This is a genomic window from Allobosea sp. GW821-FHT03A12 (assembly GCF_058986765.1).
In genome coordinates this window covers 24,386-42,160 of the sequence record NZ_JBYSVZ010000011.1, presented here as the reverse complement: position 1 = coordinate 42,160, position 17,775 = coordinate 24,386, and the positions used below count along the sequence as shown (strand labels likewise).

Sequence of the window (17,775 nt, the reverse complement as noted above, 5' to 3'; positions counted from 1 at the left end):
GCTCAGATGTTGTCGCCGCGCAGCGCGTCGCAGACGGCTTCCGTAACCTGCGCCGTCGTCGCGCTGCCGCCGAGGTCCGGCGTGTGCAGGGCAGGGTCGGCGGTGACGCGTTCGACGGCGCGCATCAGGCGGGCCGCAGCGGCCTTTTCGCCGAGATGCTCCAGCATCATCGCCCCGGTCCAGAAGGTCGCGACCGGGTTGGCGATGCCCTTGCCGGTGATGTCGAAGGCCGAGCCGTGGATCGGCTCGAACATGGACGGCGTCTTGCGCTCGGGATTGAGATTCGCGGTCGGCGCGATGCCGAGCGAGCCGGCGAGCGCCGCGGCGAGATCGGAGAGGATGTCGGCATGGAGGTTGGTCGCGACGAGGGTGTCGAGCGTCTCCGGCTTCAGCGTCATGCGCATGGTCATGGCATCGACCAGCATCTTGTCCCAGCTGACATCCGGGAATTCCCGCGCAACCTCGGCGGCGATCTCGTCCCACATCACCATGCCGTGGCGCTGGGCGTTCGACTTGGTGACGACGGTCAACAGCTTGCGCGGCCGCGAACTGGCGACCACGAAGGCGTAGCGAATGATGCGGGTGACGCCGGCGCGGGTGAACATCGCGACGTCGGTCGCGACCTCCTCGGGAAGGCCCTTGTGGACGCGGCCGCCGACGCCGGAATACTCGCCCTCGGAGTTCTCGCGCACGATCACCCAGTCGAGCTCGGGGCCGGAGACATGGCGCAGCGGGCTGGTGATGCCGGGCAGGATACGGGTCGGCCGGACATTGGCGTACTGGTCGAGCGGCTGGCAGATCGCGAGCCTGAGGCCCCAGAGCGTCAGATGATCGGGAATGTCGGGCGCGCCGACTGCGCCGAAATAGATCGCATCGAAGGCGCGCAGCTGGTCGGCGCCGTCGGCCGGCATCATCACGCCATGCCTGCGGTAATAGTCGGAGCCCCAGTCGAAGGCCTTGATATCGAGGCGGAAGCCGCCGTCGCGCTCGGCGCAGACATCCAGGGCCTGGAGCCCGGCGGCGATGACCTCGGGACCGATGCCGTCCCCGCCGATCGCGGCGATCCTGTGCGTGCGCATGCTCTTGTCCGATGCTGTCTGCTGCTGTGAAGAGATGGCGCCCGGAAGGGCCGGGCGCCGCCGTGGCGATTATTGCGCGGTCACGCCGGCATTGCGGATGACCGGCACCCATTTGTCGATCTCGCTGCGGACGAGCTCACCGAGCGCGGCCGGAGTCTGGCCGGCCTCGTCGGGCAGTTCGGCGCCGAGGTCGAGGAAGCGCTTGCGGGTCGACTCGTCCCTGAGCGCGGCGCGGGCGGCGGCGTTCAGTCTGTCGACGATCTCCTTCGGCGTGCCCTTGGGCGCGAACATCGCGTTCCAGCCGGTGGCCTGGAACTGCGGCAGGCCCTGCTCGGCCGAGGTCGGGACATCGGGAATGACCGAGAGCCGGTTCTTGACCGCGACGACGAGGCCTTTGCCCTCCTTGGCCTGCACGCTCGGGACGATTGCGACGGTCTGGTCGCAGACATAGTCGACCTGACCGCCGAGCAGCGCATTCAGCGCCGGTCCCGAGCCGCGGAAAGGGACGTGCTGCGGCTTGGTGCCGAGGAGCGAGTCGAGGAAGAGGCAGGTCAGATGCGAGGTCGAGCCGACGCCGCCGGAGCCGTAGTTCAGCTTCTCGGCATTGGCCTTGAGATAGGCGACGAATTCACGGAAATCCTTGACCGGCAGGTCCTTCTTGGCGACCACCAGCATCGGCGTCGAGGCCGAGTTCATGACCGGCTCGAAATCGGTGCGGGGGTCATAGGCGAGCTTGGGATAGAGCCCGACGCTGGCCGCCTGCGTGCCGAGGTTGCCCATCAGCAGCGTGTAGCCGTCGGGCGTCGCCTTGGCGACACGGGTCGCGCCGGTGGTGCCGCCGGCGCCGGCGACGTTCTCGACCACGACCGATTGGCCGAGCGTACGGCCCATATGATCGGCCATCAATCGGGCGACGATATCGGTGGTGCCGCCGGCGGCGAAGGGCACGACCAGCGTGATCGCGCGGGCCGGGTAGGGCGCCTGCGCCATCGCCGGGGATGTCGCCGCCAGCCCGAGCGCCAGCGTCAGCAGCATTCGCTTCATCGGTTCTCTCCCTGTGCGGGCGCCATTTGATGGCGCGTCGATCCGCCCTCCCATTTGTCTTCCATGGAAGTTTGCATGGCGGATCGTCATCGCTGGAATGGGTGCTGTCAAGCTTCCATTCTTGCTTGCATGGAAACAATCATTTGTGCTCAATCGGCCCCGGAGGAACCATGGTCGAGCTAGCGCGTGCCGAGATTGTCGAAGCCGGGGCCAGGCGAGGCTCCCTGGTCGACGAGGCCTATGCGGCGCTGAAGCAGGCGATCCGCGATACCGATTTCCCGCCCGGCTATCAGGGCTCGGAGCAGGAGATCGCGGTCCGGCTCGGTATGAGCCGCACCCCGGTGCACGAGGCGATCATCCGGCTGCAGGAGGATGGGCTGGTCCGCGTCCTCTCCAAGCGCGGCGTCTTGATCTGCCCGCTGGCCCCGCAGGATATTCGCGAGATTTACGAGGTCGTCATCGCGGTCGAGTCGATGGCGGCGGAGCTGCTGGCGGCCTTGCCCGAAGCGTCACGTGCGGCCGCTGCCGACGGGCTGGAGGCTGCGACCGCGTCGATGGACGAGGCGCTGGGACGCGATGATCTGCCCGGCTGGGCGGAGGCTGACGAACTCTTCCATCGCCTGCTGGTCGAGCGCTGCGGCAATGGCCGCCTGCGCCGCATCGCCCAGACGGTGACCGACCAGGCGCATCGCGCCCGCATGCTGACGCTGAAACTGCGGGCGAGGCCGACGGGCTCGGCGCAGGCGCACCGCGCGATCATCGCAGCCTTGCGTTCAGGCGATGTCGGGGAGGCGCATCGCAGCGCACGGGCGCACCGTGTCGGCGCTCGCGACGAGATCGTCCCCTTGATCGAGCATATCGGCCTGCGGCAACTTTGAGCCGTCGGTATTCGCTTCGAGCGATGCCGCACGCTCGCGGGATCGATGCATGACGACGGATGCCTTCTTCGCGAAAATCCGGACCTATGCCGAGCTGTCGGAGGCGGCCGAGCACGCCTGGGCGGCCCTGCTGCGGCCGAGGCAGTATCGCAGGGACGACATCTTTATCCGGGCAGGGGATGTTCCGACGCGCTATGCCTTCGTCGTCGAGGGCCTGTTCTACCAGCATTATGCCGGCCCGGATGGCGACCTGATCGTCAAATACTTCTTTCCGGAGAACCGTATCGCCGCCTCGGTCAGCGCGACGCTGCTGGGCGAGCCGAGCCTGTTCACCATCACGGCGATCGAGGACAGCACTGTCCTCGAATACGACTTCGCGGCCTTCAGGACACTCGCCGCGACGTTCCCCGACATCGCCGCCTTCTACATCCGCTACATGGAACGCCACTGGATCATCGACAAGGAGCCGGACGAGATCTCGTTCCGGCACGATGACGCCATGAAGCGCTATCGCGACTTCATCCGCCGCGAGCCGGAACTGCACAAGCGGCTGAAGCAGCATCACATCGCAGCCTGGCTCGGCATCACCCCGGAAAGCCTCAGCCGGCTGAGGCGCGCCATCGCCTATGGCCGGATGGAGCGCGGCTGAGGCGTTTTCTTACCAAAGATCAATTCGCCGAAGCCGCATCGCCCCTAAACACTCGCCGACAAGCAGTGGCGGTGATGGTCATCGCGGCGCTTGTCGGACAGAGCGGGGTGCGCCCCGCCACGATCGCGGGAGATGCAACATGACGAAAATGATTTTCGTGAACCTGCCGGTGACGGAGCTGGCGGGTGCCAGGGCCTTCTACGAGGCGCTCGGCTTCATCAACAATCCCCAGTTCAGCGACGACAACTCGGCCTGCATGGTCTGGAGTGAGGCGATCCATGTGATGCTGCTCACCCATGCCAAATGGCAGGGCTTCACCAGCCGCCCGATTCCGCCCGCGGGCATGAGCGAGGTGATGCTGGCGATCTCATGCGACAGCCGCGAGGCGGTCGACCGAATGAACGAGGCGGCGGTACGCCATGGCGGCACCGCCGACGTCAACCCGAAGCAGGATCTCGGCTTCCTGTTCAACCGCAGCCTTGCCGACCCCGACGGCCACGTCTGGGAGGCGATGTGGATGGATCCTGCAGCGGTTCCGTCGGGGGACTGAGGCGACGTTTCAGCTGCAACCGCCAAGATGACCACAGCGGGCAGGTCCGGAAGCTCGACCTTCAACGCTGATCTCCGCCCCCAAGGAGTGCCCCGGGGGCGGCTTGGATGTGATGGAGCGAGGTCCGTTCTCGGATCGGCGCTCTAGGCTCGAGCGACCTTCGAGCGCCGCAGCAAGGCCGTGACGGCCGGCGTGACGATGGTGGCGATCGCGACGGCCAGGAGCAGCGCCGAGATCGGCCGCGTGACGAAGATCGAGAAATCGCCGCGCGACATCGACAGGGCCTGCCGCATGGCGGTCTCGAAGATCGGTCCCAGGACCAGCCCCAGCACGAGGGGCGCCGCCGGCCAGGCGAAGCGCTTCATCAGCCAGCCGAGCACGCCGAAGCCGACCAGCAGCCAGCAATCCTGGAGGCTGTTCGAATTGGCGAAGGCGCCGAGCAGGCAGATCGCCAGGACCTGCGGGTAGAGCCAGCTGTAGCGCACGGTCAGGAGCTTGGCGAAGAGGCCGGCCAGCGGCATGTTCAGCGCCAGCAGCAGGACGTTGGCGATGTAGAGGCTGGCGATCACGCCCCAGATCAGCGGGCCGTTGGTCGTGAACATGTCGGGGCCGGGCCGCAGGCCGAACATGATCAGCGCGCCGAGCATCAGGGCGGTGGTGCCCGAACCGGGGATGCCGAGGGCGAACATCGGCACCAGCGCGCCCGATACGGCCGAGTTGTTGGCCGCCTCCGGGCCGGATACGCCCTCGATCGCGCCGTTGCCGAAGCGCTCCGGCGTCTTCGAGACCTTCTTCTCGACGACATAGGCGATGAAGGAGGCGATGGTGGCGCCCGCGGCCGGGAGGCAGCCGACGAGGAAGCCGATCAGCGTGCCGCGTGCGATCGGCCAGCGCGAGGCGCGCCAGTGCTCGCGTGTCGGGAAGGCCGGCCCGACCTCGATCGCCTTCTGCGAGGCGGTGTCACGGCAGGTCGCCAGAACCTCGCCGATGCCGAAGATGGCGACGGCGATGATGACAAAGTCGATGCCGTCGATCAGCCAGAGCTGGTCGAAGGTGTAGCGGCCGACGCCGCTCTGCTTGTCGATGCCGATCGTGCCGATGACGAGGCCGAGCATGCCGGCGGCGAGCCCCTTGGCCACCGAGCCGCCGACCGCGGCGAGCGCCGTCAGGCCGAGCAGGACCAGCGAGAAGTACTCAGGCGGGCCGAAGGCGAGCGCGAGCTTGGACAAAGGCGGGGCGAGCAGCATCAGGCCGACGGTGCCCATCGTGCCGGCGATGAAGGAGGCGAGGGCGGCCATGCCGAGCGCCGGACCGGCCTGGCCCTGCTGGGCGAGCTTGTGGCCATCGACCGCGGTCATCACGCTGCTGGCCTCGCCGGGCACGTTGAGGAGGACGGCCGTCAGTGTTCCGCCATATTGCGAGCCGGCATAGAGCCCGGAGAACATGATCAGCGTGCCGGTCGGGTCGGCACCGATGGTCAGGGGCAGCAGCAGGGCGATCGCCGCGGAGGGACCGATGCCCGGCAGGGCGCCGATGATCTGGCCCATCATCACGCCGGCAAAGCACATCATCAGGTAATAGGGGGATAAGGCGGTGGCGAAGCCGCCAGCCAGGTTCGCGAGTTGGTCCATCGTCAGAATCCCCAGGGGCCTTGCGGCAGGGTCACGGACAGCCAGCGGTCGAAGACGACGTAGTAGACGGCGGTCACCACCGCCGAGATCGCGATCGACCGGAGAAGGGGCAGGCGCTCGATCGCGACATAGGTCACGGCCGTCATCAGGAAGAGGGCGGCGACGCCGCCGATCAGCGGAAAGCCGAGCACCGTGAGAATCAGCAGGCCGATCAGCAGGGCCGGCTTGCCGATCGGCTCGGCCTCGCCGGCAGGGCCCTCATGGCCGATGAAGACGATCACGGCGCCGGAGAAGACGATCATCAGCGCGCCGTAGATGAAGGGCATCAGCCCGGAATCGGGACGGGCCCCGTTCCACAGGCCGAGGCGCAGCGCCTCGGCCATCCAGTAGGCTCCCAGCACGACGAGCGCGAGCGGAAGGATCGCTTCGCCGGAGTGCAGCGACCGCGCGATGTTCCTGAATGCGGTCATTTGCCCATCAGCTCCCTGAACACGACTTCCTGCTTGGCGATGTAGTCGAGATAGCCTTGGGCGCTATGGGTCTCGAAGGCCGCGTTGTTCTCGGCGATGTATTTCTTCATCTGGTCGGAGGCGATGACCTTGTCGAAGATGGCCTGCCAGTACTTGGCTGCGTCGTCGGACATGCCCTTGGGGCCGGCAAAGCCGCGCCAGTTCTGGACGAGGGCGTTGCGGTGGCCGAGCTCGGCCAGCGTCGGGATCGCCGAAAGCTCGCCCTCGTAGCGGGCCTGGCGGGTGGTCGCGAGCGCCCGGATCGCACCGCTGCCGATCTGGCCGAGATATTCGCCGGGATTGCTGATGGTGGCGTCGACATTGCCGCCGAGCAGGGCCGTCGTCGTCTCGCCGCCGCCGCTGAAGGTGACGAGGTTGAACTCGGCGCCGATCGCCTTGGCGACGACGCGGGCGGCGATGGTGTCGCCGATTCCGCCGACGGCGAAGGAGACGGCCTGGGGCGAGGCCTTCGCCGCCGCAGCCAGCTCGGCGAAGCTCTTGAACTTGGAGTCGCCCCGGACGAGGACGACATAGTCCTCGGCCATGATATTGGTGAGCGGGCGCAGATCCTTCCAGCCGGTGGCGCCGGGTACCTGGAGCGGCGTCAAGATCGAGGCGGTGTTGATCGGCGTCAGCGTCTCATTGGAGTTGCTGCGATTGGCCTTGACCCAGCCCCAGCCGACGGCGCCCGAGCCGCCGGAGCGGTTCTCCGGCTTGATCACCACGGGAGCGAGCTTCTCCTCGCGGATGATGTCGATCACCTTGCGGGCGAACAGGTCGAGGCCGCCGCCGGGCGCGTAGGAGATCACCATCTGGACATCGCCCTTGGGCGTGTAGCCGCTCTGGCCGAGGACTGTTGTCGGCAGGCCGATCAGGGCGCCGGCGCCCAGCGCAGCCGCCAGCCCTTTTGCCACGATGCGTCGCGAAGATGGCATGATGAAACCCTCCCTTGGTCTCATGGGTCGAGAACCATTGCCGCTCATGGCGGCTTGGCGGCAACCTAGCGAGGTTTGCGCCATTCAATAAATTCATTAATGTGGATGATTATTTGAATTTTCAGAACAGAAGCGCCATGTCGGACAGCGCCCTCGGCTCCAACCGGGTCAATCTCAAGCTGCTGCAGACCTTCCTGCTGGTCGCGGAGAACAACAGCTTCCGCGAGGCCGCCGACCTGGTCTCGCGCTCGCAATCGGCGGTCAGCACGCAGATCAAGCAGCTGGAGGAGCAGGTCGGCGTCGCCCTGTTCCATCGCACGACCCGCAAGGTGAAGCTGACCGTGGAAGGGCAGCAATTGCTGGAGAATGCGCGCCGGGCCGTGAACGAGATCGAGCTTGGCCTGCGCAACATCCGCGAGGTCGCGGACATGCGCCGCGGCCGGGTCGCGATCGCCTGCGCGCCCATGCTGGCGGCGACGCGGCTGCCGCCGATTCTTGCCGCCTTCGAGAAGGAATATCGCGGCGTCCGCATCGTGCTGCAGGAGCTCAAATCGGTCGAATTATTCCAGAGCCTGCGCAATGGCGATGTCGATTTCGCCATCGGCCCGGTGGTCGGCGACGGCGATTTCGAGTTCGAGCCGATCATCGTCGAGCCGATCCATGCGCTGGTGCCGCGCAGCCTGATCAAGGAGGACCGCGACGAGATCGGCTTCGCCGAGCTCGCCGAGCTGCCGATCATCCAGTTCCATGCGACGACGGTCATGGCCCAGCTCGTCGCAGAGGCGGCGAAGGAGAGGGGCCTCGTGCTCAAGAGCCGCTATCAGTGCATCCAGGGGCAGACCCTGGCCGCCCTGGCCGAGGCCGGGCTCGGGGCAGCGATCCTGACCGGATCGGCCGCCAGGACGGCGACCTCCAGCCGCGTGCAGAAGATGCTGATCGTCGAGCCGAGGATCACCCAGCATTTCGGCATCGTGCGCGTGCGTGGACACATGCTTTCGCCGGCCGCCACGCGCCTGGTCGAGCTGATCAAGGCGATGACGGCCGGGGAGGGGAAGGTGAAGCTCTCCGGCCCGCGTCGCCCGAAGCCGATCAGAAAATCAGAATAATCGCTTCGATAATTCGATTATGCGATCAAAAGGCGCCTGCTTATAGCTCGACCCAGTCGCAAGCTGCAGGGCCTTTATCAGATGCTCAACCAGACATTCATGTTCGAGACGCAGGTCGCGTCGAGCCGCCAGACCATCGCCAAGGTCGAGATCCACCAGCTCAAGAACATCCCGATCCAGCCGCCGCCGTTCCGCGAGCTGCCCAAGAAGGAAGGGGCGATGCTGCTGCGGATCGAGACCAATGACGGCGTCGTCGGCTGGGCGACGAGCGGCTACACGCATCCGGTCGTGACCGATCTGATCGACAAGTACATCACGCCGCGGATCGTCGGCGAGGACCCCTTCCGGACGGAGCGGATCCCGACCTTGTTCGACCGCCACATCTACGAGCGGCCGCTCGGGCGCGCCTTCGTCTCGGCCCTGGCGATGATCGACATCGCCCTGTGGGACATCAAGGGCAAGACGCTCGGCAAGCCGGTCCATGTCCTGCTCGGCGGGGCGCGCGACAAGGTCCCGGTCTACGTCACCCATGGCGCCGCCTATGATGGCGCTCCGGTCTACAGCGCCGAGGAGCTCGCCGCCGAGGCCGCCCATCTCGTCAAGCTCGGCAACAACCATGTGAAGAACACGGTCGGTCGCCAGGCGATCCCCGACCCCAAGGACGACTATCGCCGCATGAAGGCGATGCGCGAGGCGATCGGCCCCGAGATCCAGCTCTCGATGGACGGCAATCTGCGCATGTCGATCTCGGAGGCGGTGAAGCTGTGCAAGCTCTGCGAGGAGCTCGACATCGCCTTCATCGAGGAGCCGATCTACTACAACGACCCCGCCGCCCTGGCGCATCTGCGCAAGCAGACGACGATTTCAGTCGCGGCGGCCGAGAACGAGAAGTTCACCGCGCTGCAGCTGCTGCAGGCCGGGGCGGTCGACTTCATCCAGCCCAACATCAACAACGATGGCGGGCTCTCGGCCGCCATCCGCATCGCTGCCCTGGCCAAGGCTTTCAACATCCCGCTCAGCCATGGCAACGGCAACGGCCCGCACAACATTGCGCTGCATGCCGGCCTGTCGAATGGCGGGCTGGTCGAATACCACTTCCACAAGTGGATGACCTACAACGCCCTGTTCGCGGAGGTGCCGCAGCCACTGGACGGCTGGCTGACCGTCAGCCAGGCGCCCGGCTTCGGCCTGGAGCCGAAGGACGGCATCATCGACAGCTATCGCGTGCGCGGCTGAGCGGGGCGGATCATGGATCTTGGTCTCGAAGGCAAGGTCGCGCTCGTCCTGGGCGGGGGCGGCGGGCTCGGCAGCGCGATCGCCCGCACGCTGGCGGCGGAAGGCGTGCGCGTCGCGGTCGCGGACATAGACGCCGCCGCGGCGGGCGCGACGGCGGATGCGATCGCTGCGAGCGGACGGAAGGCCAGCGCCCTGGCCTGGGACCTGGCGGATCTCTCGATCATTCCTGATCGCCTCGCCGCCATCGAGGCGGCCTTGGGTCCGGTCGACATCCTCGTCAACCTGACCGGCGGGCCGCCACCCTCTCCGGCGATGGGGCAGAGCGAAGCGCTCTGGCGCAGGTACTTCGACAGCATGGTGCTCTCAGTCATCGCGATCACTGATGCGGTGCTTCCCGGCATGCGGGCCTGCGGCTGGGGGCGGATCATCACCTCGACCTCGTCCGGCGTCGTCGCGCCGATCCCCAATCTCGGCCTCTCCAATGCCTTGCGCATGTCGCTGCTCGGCTGGTCGAAGACGCTGGCCGGCGAGGTCGGGCGTGACGGGGTCACCGTCAACATCGTCCTGCCCGGCCGGGTCGCGACGCAGCGCATCACCTTCCTCGACGAGCAAAAGGCCAAGCGCGAGGGGCGCAGCGTCGACGAGGTGGCGGCCGCCAGCACGGCCTCGATCCCGCTCGGGCGCTATGGCGACCCGCAGGAATATGCCGATGTCGTGGCCTTCCTCGCCAGCGTCCGCGCTTCCTATGTCACCGGCACCGTCATCCGCGTCGACGGCGGCCTCGTTGCGAGCATCTGAGGGACATCATGCTGATCGATTGGGACACGCTGCCCAGGGCGCCGGGGATGCGTCCGGGCTCGGAGCGCCGCGCCATATCGGGCGAGAAGATCTCCGCGGTGCTGATCACGACCGCTGCGGATGCCGTGTTCGACGGCAGGCCGCACTGGCACGACAACGAGCAGATCCTCGTCATGGTCGCAGGAATCTGTCGCCTGATGATCGACGACAGGATCGTCGAGGCCAAAGCCGGCGACATGGTGTTCTTCCCGGCGGGCTCGCGCCATTGCGCGATCGGGACCGGCCCGGAAGGCTGCATCTATTACGAGATCTTCGCTCCGGCGCGAGCCGACCAGATGCCCGGCTGGGTCGGCCCGTCCGCGCTCCGCTTCGACTGAATGACTGAACAGGACGAGAGACCAGCCATGCCTTTGACCCCCGAAGCCTCCGGCGTGTTCCCGATCGCGCCGACGCCGTTCAATCCGGACGGCAGCGTCGACTGGACCTCGGCCGACCGGCTGTTCGAGTTCTATCACGGCATCGGCTCCGACGGCGTCACCGTGCTCGGCATCATGGGCGAGGCGCCCAAGCTCGAGCCGGAGGAATCGATCGGCCTGGTCAAGCGTGCGGTCGCCAAGATGGGCGGCAAGCCGATCATCGTCGGCGTTTCCGCCCCGGGCTTCGCGGCGATGCGCTCGCTGGCGCGGCAGGTGATGGAGCTGGGCGCCGGCGGCGTGATGATCGCCCCGCCGACGAATCTGCGCACCGACGACCAGATCACCGGCTATTACGCCCAGGCCGTCGAGGCGATCGGCAGCGACATCCCCTTCGTCATCCAGGATTATCCGCTGACGCTGTCGGTGGTGATGACCCCGGCGGTGATCCGCAAGATCATCCAGGACAACCCGTCCTGCGTGATGCTGAAGCACGAGGACTGGCCGGGGCTGGAGAAGATCTCGACCCTGCGCAGGTTCGAGGCGGAGGGGACGCTGCGCCGCGTCGCGATCCTGACCGGCAATGGCGGGCTCTTCCTCGATTTCGAGATGGAGCGCAGCGCCGACGGTGCCAACACCGGCTATGCCTTCCCGGAGCTGCTGATCGACGTGGTCAAGGCCAGCAAGGCCGGCCGCCGCGACGACGCCCACGACATCTTCGACGCGCATCTGCCGCTGCTGCGCTATGAGCAGCAGCAGGGCGTCGGCCTCGCCGTGCGCAAATATGTGATGATGAAGCGCGGCATCCTCGCCAGCGACGCCCAGCGCAAGCCGGGTCCCGGCCTGACCGCCGCGGCGAAGGCCGAGGTCGACTATCTGCTCGGGCGCCTGGCGCGAACCGACAGCCGCGCGAAAGGTTGATCCGCCCCGGAGTCGTTCCAAAGCCTGCAAGCAAAGGAGGGCTGCTCGGCGTCAAGGCGGACTCAGCAGCTAGCGCCCTTCACGGGATGACAAGTTGAGGAGGGCCGGCATGGCCTTGCTCAGTTCGTCGAAGAGCACGCTATCGCGTACCGCGAGTTGGTGGCTGACCTCGAAATGGTTCTGACCTTCGGCAAGCAGCAAGGTGCTCGTCTTTCCGGCTGCCTGCAGGGTTTCGTGGAACGTCCTTGCATGGCGCCGGTACTCGTCGGTCTCGGCTTCGCCATAAGCGACGAGAACGGGGCAATCCAAGCTCCCGACATGGCGAATGGGGCTGAAGATCTCGATCTCTGCTGCCGTCAGGTCGAGATATTTCCCACGCGCGCTGAGCATCGGGCCTTCGAGGTCGTAGGCGCCGCTGGCAAGAAGGGCGCCGGCCACCATGCCCGCCTCGATCCGATGCGGCGTGTCCGCCGTGAGCGCTGCCGCAGCGAGATGGGCGCCCGAGGAATGGCCGATCACGAACAGACGGTGGGCATCGAAGCCGAGCTCGTCGGCATGGTCGACGAGCCAGTGAATGCCCCGCTGGACCTGCATCACCATCTCGGGCAGCCGGGTGGCGGGAATGCTGGCGAAATCGAGCACCGCGAAGTTCAGGCCGGCACCGACGAAGGCTTCCGCCGCGAAGGCGCTGTCCAGGCGGTCGAGCATGCGCCAGGCGCCGCCATGGACATAGACGACGAGGGGCGCGCCCGGCGAAGCAGCCGGGAACAGGTCGATGCGCTCGGCCGGCCCCTCGCCATAGGCGAGATGGCGGCAGGCGAGCTTGCGATGGGCTTCGAGGCTGGCGTCGCGATACCAGGCGATGATCTCCTCGGCATTGGGCGCCCAGGCCGCCTGGTTGTAGTTCAGGTCGAGCCGCGCCTGGTCGTAGTCGAGATAGACGGGTGCTGCCGGTCCGGTCATGGCGGGCTCCGTCATCGCCCGCTCCCGGCTTCCGCCCGATAGACGATCCGGCCGTCGACGATGGTGAGTTCGGACTCGATCCGGGTGAGCTCGTCCGGGGCGCATCGCAGCGGGTCGGCCGAGAGCACGGCGAGGTCGGCGAGCTTGCCGATGGCGATGCTGCCCTTCTCGCCATCCTCGAAGGTGAGCTTCGCCCCGCCGAGCGTGGCGCATTCCAGAGCTTCTTCGCGCGTCAGCGCCTGCTCGGGCGAGATCACCGCGCCCATCCGATCGCGCCGGTTCACCGCGAGTGCGATCGACTGGAACAGGCTGAGCGGCGCGTTGTCGCTGCCGAACGAGATCGGAACACCGGCTTCACGCAGCGAGCGCAGCGGCACGATCTCGCCGGCCCGCTCGCGTCCGAGCTTGTCGACCAGCTCGCTGCCGCGCTTGTAGATATAGGCGGTCAGGTGGGTGGTGACCGCAAGACCGAGGCCGGCGACCTGCTTCACCTGGTCCGGCGTCAGGCTGACGATGTGGCCGAGCACCCAGCGATGGCCCGCGATCGGGGCGATCCTGTCCACCTCGGCGAAGAGATCGAGCATGTTGGGCAGGATGCCGACTGCGCGGATGCCGTTGCGCGCGGCCTCGACCAGCACCTCCTTGAGGGCCTCGCGCGGCAGCGACGAATTGTAGTGGAAGCCAGCCCAGCCCGTCTGTGGAAAGGCCCTGCTGCGCAGCGCGCGCTCGACGGAATCGTCGATCTCGCCATAGACGCCGGCCATGCCGAGCCAGGCGTCGCCGAGCCCCTTGCCGGCGAGCCAGTGTCCCCAGGACTTGAGCAGGCCCCGGCAATCCTCCGCCGAGGTCGAGGGCCAGGCCGGGCTGAAGATCATCGACGCCCGCACGCTCTGGCGCCCTTCGCTGCGCACCTGCCGATAGGCGTCCAACACCTCGGCGGCGATGCCGTGGCCCTCGAACACGCTGGTGGTGCCGGCACGGTTGTAGAGCGTCATCGAGGCGGCGAGCGCGCCGGCCCGCTCGCTGGCGGAGAAATGCGGCGCCCGGCGCATCAGGCTGTGCTCGACCACCGGCATCTTGTTGGTCTCGACGAAGATGCCGTTCGGCTCGCCATCGGCATCGCGGCAGATTTCGATCGAGGGGGCCGGCGGCACCGTTGCGGCATCGATTCCGGCCAGCCGCAAGGCCCGGCTGTTGGCGATCGAGACCAGCGGCAGGCTGGAGCGCCAGTAGCCCCAGATCGAGCGGATATAGACGGGATTGTCGGGGGCGGCGCGGTCGAGGTCGTGGCGATCCGGGAAGCGGTGCTCGGCGATCCCCGCCAGCACGTCCTCATAGCTCGGCGGAATGCCGATCGGCATGGTGATGATCCATTCGCCGGGCTTCTTCTGCCGGGCGATGGCAGCGATGCGCGCGACGATGTCCTCGATCGAGCGGCAATCGGCGAGCGAGGGCAGCACGCTCTTGAGGCCCTCGCGGTCGAGATGGGCATGGCCGTCGACCAGCCCGGGGATGACGGTCCGGCCGGCGAGATCGACGATCTCGGTCGCGGCAGGCGTACGAGCGGCGATCTCCGCCGAGCTGCCAAGCGCGGCGATGCGGTTTCCGGCGATCGCCAGCGCCTCGCAGATCCCGTGCTCGCCGAGGATCCGGCCGTTGATCAGCGCGAGCGAGGCGGGGGCGCTGGAAAAAGTGGAAGGCATGGCTGTCCTCGTCGGGCTGGCGCGCAGGTGCCGTGGCAGACGGTTTAGGAAGGTGAGGGGGTCAGGCCGTCCTGCCGGACACCGTGTCGAGATCAGTGGCGAGGAAGACCTTCCGGGTGAACTCGATATGCTCGTCCAGCAGCCTGACGGCGCGGTCGGCATCGCGATCCAGCGCAGCGTTCATCAGGGCGGTATGCGGTTCGAGCGCCAGCGCATCGCGCAGCGCGGCGAAACCCGGGCTGTCCTGCCATCTTGCGCCGGAGCGCGCATGCGACAGGGCCGGCGCGATCGAGAGCACACGATGGTGGCGTCGTAGCTGGTCCTTGATCTGGACATAGAACCGCATCAGCCAGGGCGAAGTGCTGGCGGCGAGCAAAGCGGTGTGGAAGGCTTCGTGCCGCTCTTCCCAATCGGTCAGGGCGAGCTCCTCCGGGTTTTCCACCGGCGGCGTGCAGCGCGACAGCCGATAATGGGCGGCGACGAGCGCCGTCTCCCAGCCTTCGTCGCCCCGGGTGATCGATTCCGCCAGCATCGGCAATTCGACCAGGCGCCTCGCCCGGGTCAGGTCGCTGAGCTCCTCCAGCGAGACCGGTGCGACCGCATAGCCCTTGTTGGCGCTGAGGATGACCAGCCGCTCGGCTTCGAGGCGGGAGAGCGCCTCGCGCAATGGCGTCCAGCCGATGCCATAGGCCTCGCGCATGGCGCCGAGCTTCAGTGGCGCGCCGGGGCGCAGCCGGGTCTCCAGAATGTCCTGGCGCAGGGTTCGGTAGGCGAACTCGCTCTTCGTGGCGACGTCGGCTTCGTCCATGGGATCCTCATGCGGCTCGCTTCAATATATATAATCTGAGGCCAGAGGCAAAATTATATATATCTATTGACACCTTCGATAATCGCCGGAATCATCCCGCCCGACGAGCCGCAGGGCGGCCATAAGAACCATGGGCGGAGGCGGGATGAGCTTGGCATCGCTGGATAGTGCGAGCGGCAGCTTGGAAGGCGCGCGCCGCGACGCGGCCGATCCCCTGCGGCATCTGCGGGCGCGCTTCCATCTGCCGGAAGGCACGATCTACCTCGCCGGCAATTCGCTCGGCCCGGCGCCGGTCGCCGCGTTCGGCGACATGGAGATCGCGCTGCGCCGGGAATGGGCGGAAGGGCTGGTGCGGAGCTGGAACGATGCCGGCTGGTTCGCGCTGGTCGGCACGCTCGGCGATCGCCTCGGCCGGCTGATCGGTGCCGGTCCCGGCCAGACGGTGGTCTGCGATTCCGTCTCGGTGAACGTCTACAAGGCGCTGCACGCCGCGCTCGCGCTGCGGCCCGGCCGCACCGTGATCGTCGCCGAGGGCGGCAGCTTCCCGACCGATCTCTATGTCGCCGAGGGCGTCGCGGCCGGGCTGCCCGGCGTTGAGCTGAAGCTCGAGGGCGTCGACGCCGCCAGGATCGAGGATCTGATCGACGAGCGCACGGCGGTCGTACTGGTCAACCATGTCGACTACAAGACCGGCGAATTGCGCGACATGGCGGCGCTCAACCGGCTGATCCACGCCAAGGGCGCGATCGCGGTCTGGGATCTCTGCCACAGCGCCGGCGTCGTGCCGGTCGATCTCGACGGTGCGGGCGCCGATCTCGCAATCGGCTGCACCTACAAATATCTGAACTGCGGCCCGGGCGCGCCGGCCTTCATCTACGCGGCCGCGCGGCACCACGAGGCCCTGTCGCAGCCGCTCTCCGGATGGTGGGGGCACGCCGCGCCCTTCGCCTTCGAGCGCGGCTATCGGCCCGCCGGCGGCATCCAGCGCCTGCTCTGCGGCACGCAGCCGATCCTGTCGATGCGCGTCGTCGATGCCGGGCTGGCGGCGATAGAGGATGTCGAGATGAGCGCGCTCCGGGCCAAGAGCCTCGCCTTGACCGATCTGTTCATCGACCTCGTCGAGCCGGTCTGCCGGGCGCAGGGCGCGAGCATCGTCACACCGCGCGATCATGCCGCGCGCGGCAGCCAGGTCTCGATCACCTATGAGCATGGCTTTGCCGTGGTCCAGGCGCTGATCGCGCGCGGCATGGTCGGCGACTTCCGGGCGCCGGACATGATGCGCTTCGGTTTCGCCCCCGCCTATCTCGGCTATGCCGACGTCCAGGCCGCGGCGGAGGCCTTCAACGATGTGATGACCTCGGGGATCTGGCGCGACGAGCGCTTCACGAAGCGCCGCGCCGTCACCTGACGGCGCCGGCGGCAAGAGCGCGGCCGGCCGGGAGCCTGACGCTGCGCCGGTCGGGACGAGACAAGTCCGCGACGCCTTGCAGCGTCGAACGGGCGTTCCAGGGGAGGAACTCATGAGGATTCCATTCAAGTCGGGATTGGCCGCCACCGCGCTGGCGCTCGCCGCATGCTTTGCCGCGCCTGCCAAGGCCGGGCCGACGCTCGACGCCGTCCGCAAGCGCGGCGAGGTCGTCTGCGGTGTCAGCACCGGCATCGGCGGCTTCTCGATCGCCGACAGCTCGGGCCGCTGGACCGGGCTGACGACGGATTTCTGCCGCGCTGTATCGGCGGCAGTGCTGGGGGAGGCGGCGAAGGAGAAATTCGTCCCGCTCAGCCCCCAGCAGCGCTTCACCGCCCTGCAATCGGGCGAGATCGACATGCTCACCACCGTCGCGACCTGGACGCTGACGCGCGACGCCTCGCTCGGCCTCATCTATGCCGGCGTCTATTTCTATGACGGCCAGGGCTTCCTGGTGCCGAAATCGCTCGGCCTGAAGAGCGCGCTGGAACTGGACGGCGCCAGCATCTGCACCGCCACCGGCACGACCAGCGAGCTCAACCTCGCCGACTATTTCCGCGCCAACGGCAAGACCTTCAAGCCGGTGGTGTTCGAGGCCCAGAACGAGGCGCGCGCCGCCTTCTTCAGCGGCCGCTGCCAGGCCTTCTCCGCCGACATGTCCTATCTCTCCTCGGTCCGGGCCTCGGACGCACCGAACCCCGACGAATGGCAGATCCTGCCCGAGATGATCTCGAAGGAGCCGCTCGGCCCGGTCGTCGCCCGCAACGACCTCGATTGGTATACCGCCGTCAAATGGGTGCTGATGGCGCTGGTCGAGGCTGAGGAAAAGGGCATCACCGCCGCCAATGTCGAGCAGATGAAGGACAGCGCCAACCCCGAGATCAAGCGTCTGCTCGGCACGGCCGGCGATATGGGCCAGAGGCTCGGGCTCGATCCGGGCTGGGCCTATCGCGCGATCAAGCGCGTCGGCAATTATGGCGAGATCTTCGAGCGCAATGTCGGCCCCAAGACGCCGCTGCGGATGGAGCGCAATTCCAATGCGCTGTGGACGAAGGGCGGGCTGATGTACGCCATGCCCGTCCGCTGA

Annotated in this window: 18 protein-coding genes; 10 read left to right on the top strand and 8 right to left on the bottom strand. The window is 67.3% G+C overall.

Annotated elements, in window-relative coordinates:
• Positions 1-2: 2 nt before the first annotated feature.
• The gene (locus tag AC3WLC_RS30190) at positions 3-1,079 is read right to left on the bottom strand and encodes a tartrate dehydrogenase (protein WP_493687599.1); all 1,077 of its coding nucleotides are present in this window, start codon (positions 1,077-1,079) and stop codon (positions 3-5) included.
• 69 nt (positions 1,080-1,148) lie between these two features.
• The gene (locus AC3WLC_RS30185; protein ID WP_493687598.1) at positions 1,149-2,123 is read right to left on the bottom strand and encodes a tripartite tricarboxylate transporter substrate-binding protein; all 975 of its coding nucleotides are present in this window, start codon (positions 2,121-2,123) and stop codon (positions 1,149-1,151) included.
• 170 nt (positions 2,124-2,293) lie between these two features.
• On the opposite strand from AC3WLC_RS30185, the gene AC3WLC_RS30180 reads away from it, so the two are divergent.
• The 3 genes from AC3WLC_RS30180 (at position 2,294) to AC3WLC_RS30170 (ending at position 4,200) form a co-directional block, all read left to right on the top strand.
• The gene (locus tag AC3WLC_RS30180; protein WP_493687597.1) at positions 2,294-3,001 is read left to right on the top strand and encodes a GntR family transcriptional regulator; all 708 of its coding nucleotides are present in this window, start codon (positions 2,294-2,296) and stop codon (positions 2,999-3,001) included.
• Between the two features lie 49 nt (positions 3,002-3,050).
• A complete protein-coding gene (locus AC3WLC_RS30175; protein ID WP_493687596.1) occupies positions 3,051-3,650 on the top strand; it encodes a Crp/Fnr family transcriptional regulator in 600 nt (199 codons plus the stop codon).
• A 139-nt stretch (positions 3,651-3,789) separates the two neighbouring features.
• Positions 3,790-4,200, top strand: a complete 411-nt coding sequence (locus AC3WLC_RS30170; RefSeq protein ID WP_493687595.1) for a VOC family protein — start codon at positions 3,790-3,792, stop codon at positions 4,198-4,200.
• A 143-nt stretch (positions 4,201-4,343) separates the two neighbouring features.
• Here the strand turns inward: AC3WLC_RS30170 and AC3WLC_RS30165 are convergent, their stop codons facing one another.
• Genes AC3WLC_RS30165 through AC3WLC_RS30155 form a run of 3 tightly spaced genes read right to left on the bottom strand, consistent with a single transcriptional unit; the run spans position 4,344 to position 7,275 of the window.
• Positions 4,344-5,831 (bottom strand): tripartite tricarboxylate transporter permease, encoded by a 1,488-nt coding sequence (locus AC3WLC_RS30165; protein ID WP_493687594.1) that lies wholly within the window; start codon positions 5,829-5,831, stop codon positions 4,344-4,346.
• 2 nt (positions 5,832-5,833) lie between these two features.
• Positions 5,834-6,301, bottom strand: coding sequence for a tripartite tricarboxylate transporter TctB family protein (locus AC3WLC_RS30160; RefSeq protein WP_493687593.1), 468 nt, complete (start codon positions 6,299-6,301; stop codon positions 5,834-5,836).
• A complete protein-coding gene (locus AC3WLC_RS30155; protein ID WP_493687592.1) occupies positions 6,298-7,275 on the bottom strand; it encodes a tripartite tricarboxylate transporter substrate binding protein in 978 nt (325 codons plus the stop codon). Before AC3WLC_RS30155 ends, AC3WLC_RS30160 begins: the two co-directional genes overlap by 4 nt.
• Before the next feature lie 137 nt (positions 7,276-7,412).
• Here AC3WLC_RS30155 and AC3WLC_RS30150 point away from each other — a divergent pair, with 137 nt between their 5' ends.
• The 5 genes from AC3WLC_RS30150 (at position 7,413) to AC3WLC_RS30130 (ending at position 11,749) form a co-directional block, all read left to right on the top strand.
• Positions 7,413-8,381 carry a LysR family transcriptional regulator gene (locus tag AC3WLC_RS30150; RefSeq protein ID WP_493687591.1) on the top strand — a complete coding sequence of 323 codons (969 nt, stop codon included), beginning with the start codon at positions 7,413-7,415 and terminating at the stop codon, positions 8,379-8,381.
• Between the two features lie 81 nt (positions 8,382-8,462).
• Complete coding sequence (locus AC3WLC_RS30145; protein WP_493687590.1) at positions 8,463-9,617, top strand: mandelate racemase/muconate lactonizing enzyme family protein; 1,155 nt, start codon at positions 8,463-8,465, stop codon at positions 9,615-9,617.
• Positions 9,618-9,629: 12 nt separating this feature from the next.
• Entirely contained in the window at positions 9,630-10,415 is a 786-nt protein-coding gene (locus tag AC3WLC_RS30140) for an SDR family oxidoreductase (protein ID WP_493687589.1), read from the top strand.
• An 8-nt stretch (positions 10,416-10,423) separates the two neighbouring features.
• Positions 10,424-10,792 (top strand): cupin domain-containing protein, encoded by a 369-nt coding sequence (locus tag AC3WLC_RS30135; protein WP_493687588.1) that lies wholly within the window; start codon positions 10,424-10,426, stop codon positions 10,790-10,792.
• Positions 10,793-10,819: 27 nt separating this feature from the next.
• Positions 10,820-11,749 carry a dihydrodipicolinate synthase family protein gene (locus tag AC3WLC_RS30130; RefSeq protein ID WP_493687587.1) on the top strand — a complete coding sequence of 310 codons (930 nt, stop codon included), beginning with the start codon at positions 10,820-10,822 and terminating at the stop codon, positions 11,747-11,749.
• 69 nt (positions 11,750-11,818) lie between these two features.
• Here the strand turns inward: AC3WLC_RS30130 and AC3WLC_RS30125 are convergent, their stop codons facing one another.
• From AC3WLC_RS30125 to AC3WLC_RS30115, 3 genes are all read right to left on the bottom strand, one after another.
• Positions 11,819-12,712 carry an alpha/beta hydrolase gene (locus tag AC3WLC_RS30125; protein WP_493687586.1) on the bottom strand — a complete coding sequence of 298 codons (894 nt, stop codon included), beginning with the start codon at positions 12,710-12,712 and terminating at the stop codon, positions 11,819-11,821.
• Positions 12,713-12,723: 11 nt separating this feature from the next.
• Positions 12,724-14,415: an amidohydrolase gene (locus tag AC3WLC_RS30120; protein ID WP_493687585.1), complete on the bottom strand. Its 1,692-nt coding sequence runs from the start codon at positions 14,413-14,415 to the stop codon at positions 12,724-12,726.
• A gap of 61 nt (positions 14,416-14,476) precedes the next feature.
• Complete coding sequence (locus AC3WLC_RS30115; protein ID WP_493687584.1) at positions 14,477-15,223, bottom strand: GntR family transcriptional regulator; 747 nt, start codon at positions 15,221-15,223, stop codon at positions 14,477-14,479.
• A 145-nt stretch (positions 15,224-15,368) separates the two neighbouring features.
• Between AC3WLC_RS30115 and kynU the strand changes: the two genes are divergently transcribed.
• Together kynU and AC3WLC_RS30105 are read left to right on the top strand one after the other, a co-directional pair.
• Entirely contained in the window at positions 15,369-16,631 is a 1,263-nt protein-coding gene (kynU, locus tag AC3WLC_RS30110) for a kynureninase (protein WP_493687583.1), read from the top strand.
• Positions 16,632-16,743: 112 nt separating this feature from the next.
• Positions 16,744-17,775 carry an amino acid ABC transporter substrate-binding protein gene (locus AC3WLC_RS30105; protein WP_493687582.1) on the top strand — a complete coding sequence of 344 codons (1,032 nt, stop codon included), beginning with the start codon at positions 16,744-16,746 and terminating at the stop codon, positions 17,773-17,775.

Excerpts from the sequence above, each read along its gene's own strand:
- AC3WLC_RS30190 (WP_493687599.1), bottom strand. The coding sequence starts at position 1,079 with ATGCGCACGCACAGGATCGCCGCGATCGGCGGGGACGGCATCGGTCCC.
- AC3WLC_RS30185 (WP_493687598.1), bottom strand. The coding sequence starts at position 2,123 with ATGAAGCGAATGCTGCTGACGCTGGCGCTCGGGCTGGCGGCGACATCC.
- AC3WLC_RS30180 (WP_493687597.1), top strand. The coding sequence starts at position 2,294 with ATGGTCGAGCTAGCGCGTGCCGAGATTGTCGAAGCCGGGGCCAGGCGA.
- AC3WLC_RS30175 (WP_493687596.1), top strand. The coding sequence starts at position 3,051 with ATGACGACGGATGCCTTCTTCGCGAAAATCCGGACCTATGCCGAGCTG.
- AC3WLC_RS30170 (WP_493687595.1), top strand. The coding sequence starts at position 3,790 with ATGACGAAAATGATTTTCGTGAACCTGCCGGTGACGGAGCTGGCGGGT.
- AC3WLC_RS30165 (WP_493687594.1), bottom strand. The coding sequence starts at position 5,831 with ATGGACCAACTCGCGAACCTGGCTGGCGGCTTCGCCACCGCCTTATCC.
- AC3WLC_RS30160 (WP_493687593.1), bottom strand. The coding sequence starts at position 6,301 with ATGACCGCATTCAGGAACATCGCGCGGTCGCTGCACTCCGGCGAAGCG.
- AC3WLC_RS30155 (WP_493687592.1), bottom strand. The coding sequence starts at position 7,275 with ATGCCATCTTCGCGACGCATCGTGGCAAAAGGGCTGGCGGCTGCGCTG.
- AC3WLC_RS30150 (WP_493687591.1), top strand. The coding sequence starts at position 7,413 with ATGTCGGACAGCGCCCTCGGCTCCAACCGGGTCAATCTCAAGCTGCTG.
- AC3WLC_RS30145 (WP_493687590.1), top strand. The coding sequence starts at position 8,463 with ATGCTCAACCAGACATTCATGTTCGAGACGCAGGTCGCGTCGAGCCGC.
- AC3WLC_RS30140 (WP_493687589.1), top strand. The coding sequence starts at position 9,630 with ATGGATCTTGGTCTCGAAGGCAAGGTCGCGCTCGTCCTGGGCGGGGGC.
- AC3WLC_RS30135 (WP_493687588.1), top strand. The coding sequence starts at position 10,424 with ATGCTGATCGATTGGGACACGCTGCCCAGGGCGCCGGGGATGCGTCCG.
- AC3WLC_RS30130 (WP_493687587.1), top strand. The coding sequence starts at position 10,820 with ATGCCTTTGACCCCCGAAGCCTCCGGCGTGTTCCCGATCGCGCCGACG.
- AC3WLC_RS30125 (WP_493687586.1), bottom strand. The coding sequence starts at position 12,712 with ATGACCGGACCGGCAGCACCCGTCTATCTCGACTACGACCAGGCGCGG.
- AC3WLC_RS30120 (WP_493687585.1), bottom strand. The coding sequence starts at position 14,415 with ATGCCTTCCACTTTTTCCAGCGCCCCCGCCTCGCTCGCGCTGATCAAC.
- AC3WLC_RS30115 (WP_493687584.1), bottom strand. The coding sequence starts at position 15,223 with ATGGACGAAGCCGACGTCGCCACGAAGAGCGAGTTCGCCTACCGAACC.
- kynU (WP_493687583.1), top strand. The coding sequence starts at position 15,369 with ATGAGCTTGGCATCGCTGGATAGTGCGAGCGGCAGCTTGGAAGGCGCG.
- AC3WLC_RS30105 (WP_493687582.1), top strand. The coding sequence starts at position 16,744 with ATGAGGATTCCATTCAAGTCGGGATTGGCCGCCACCGCGCTGGCGCTC.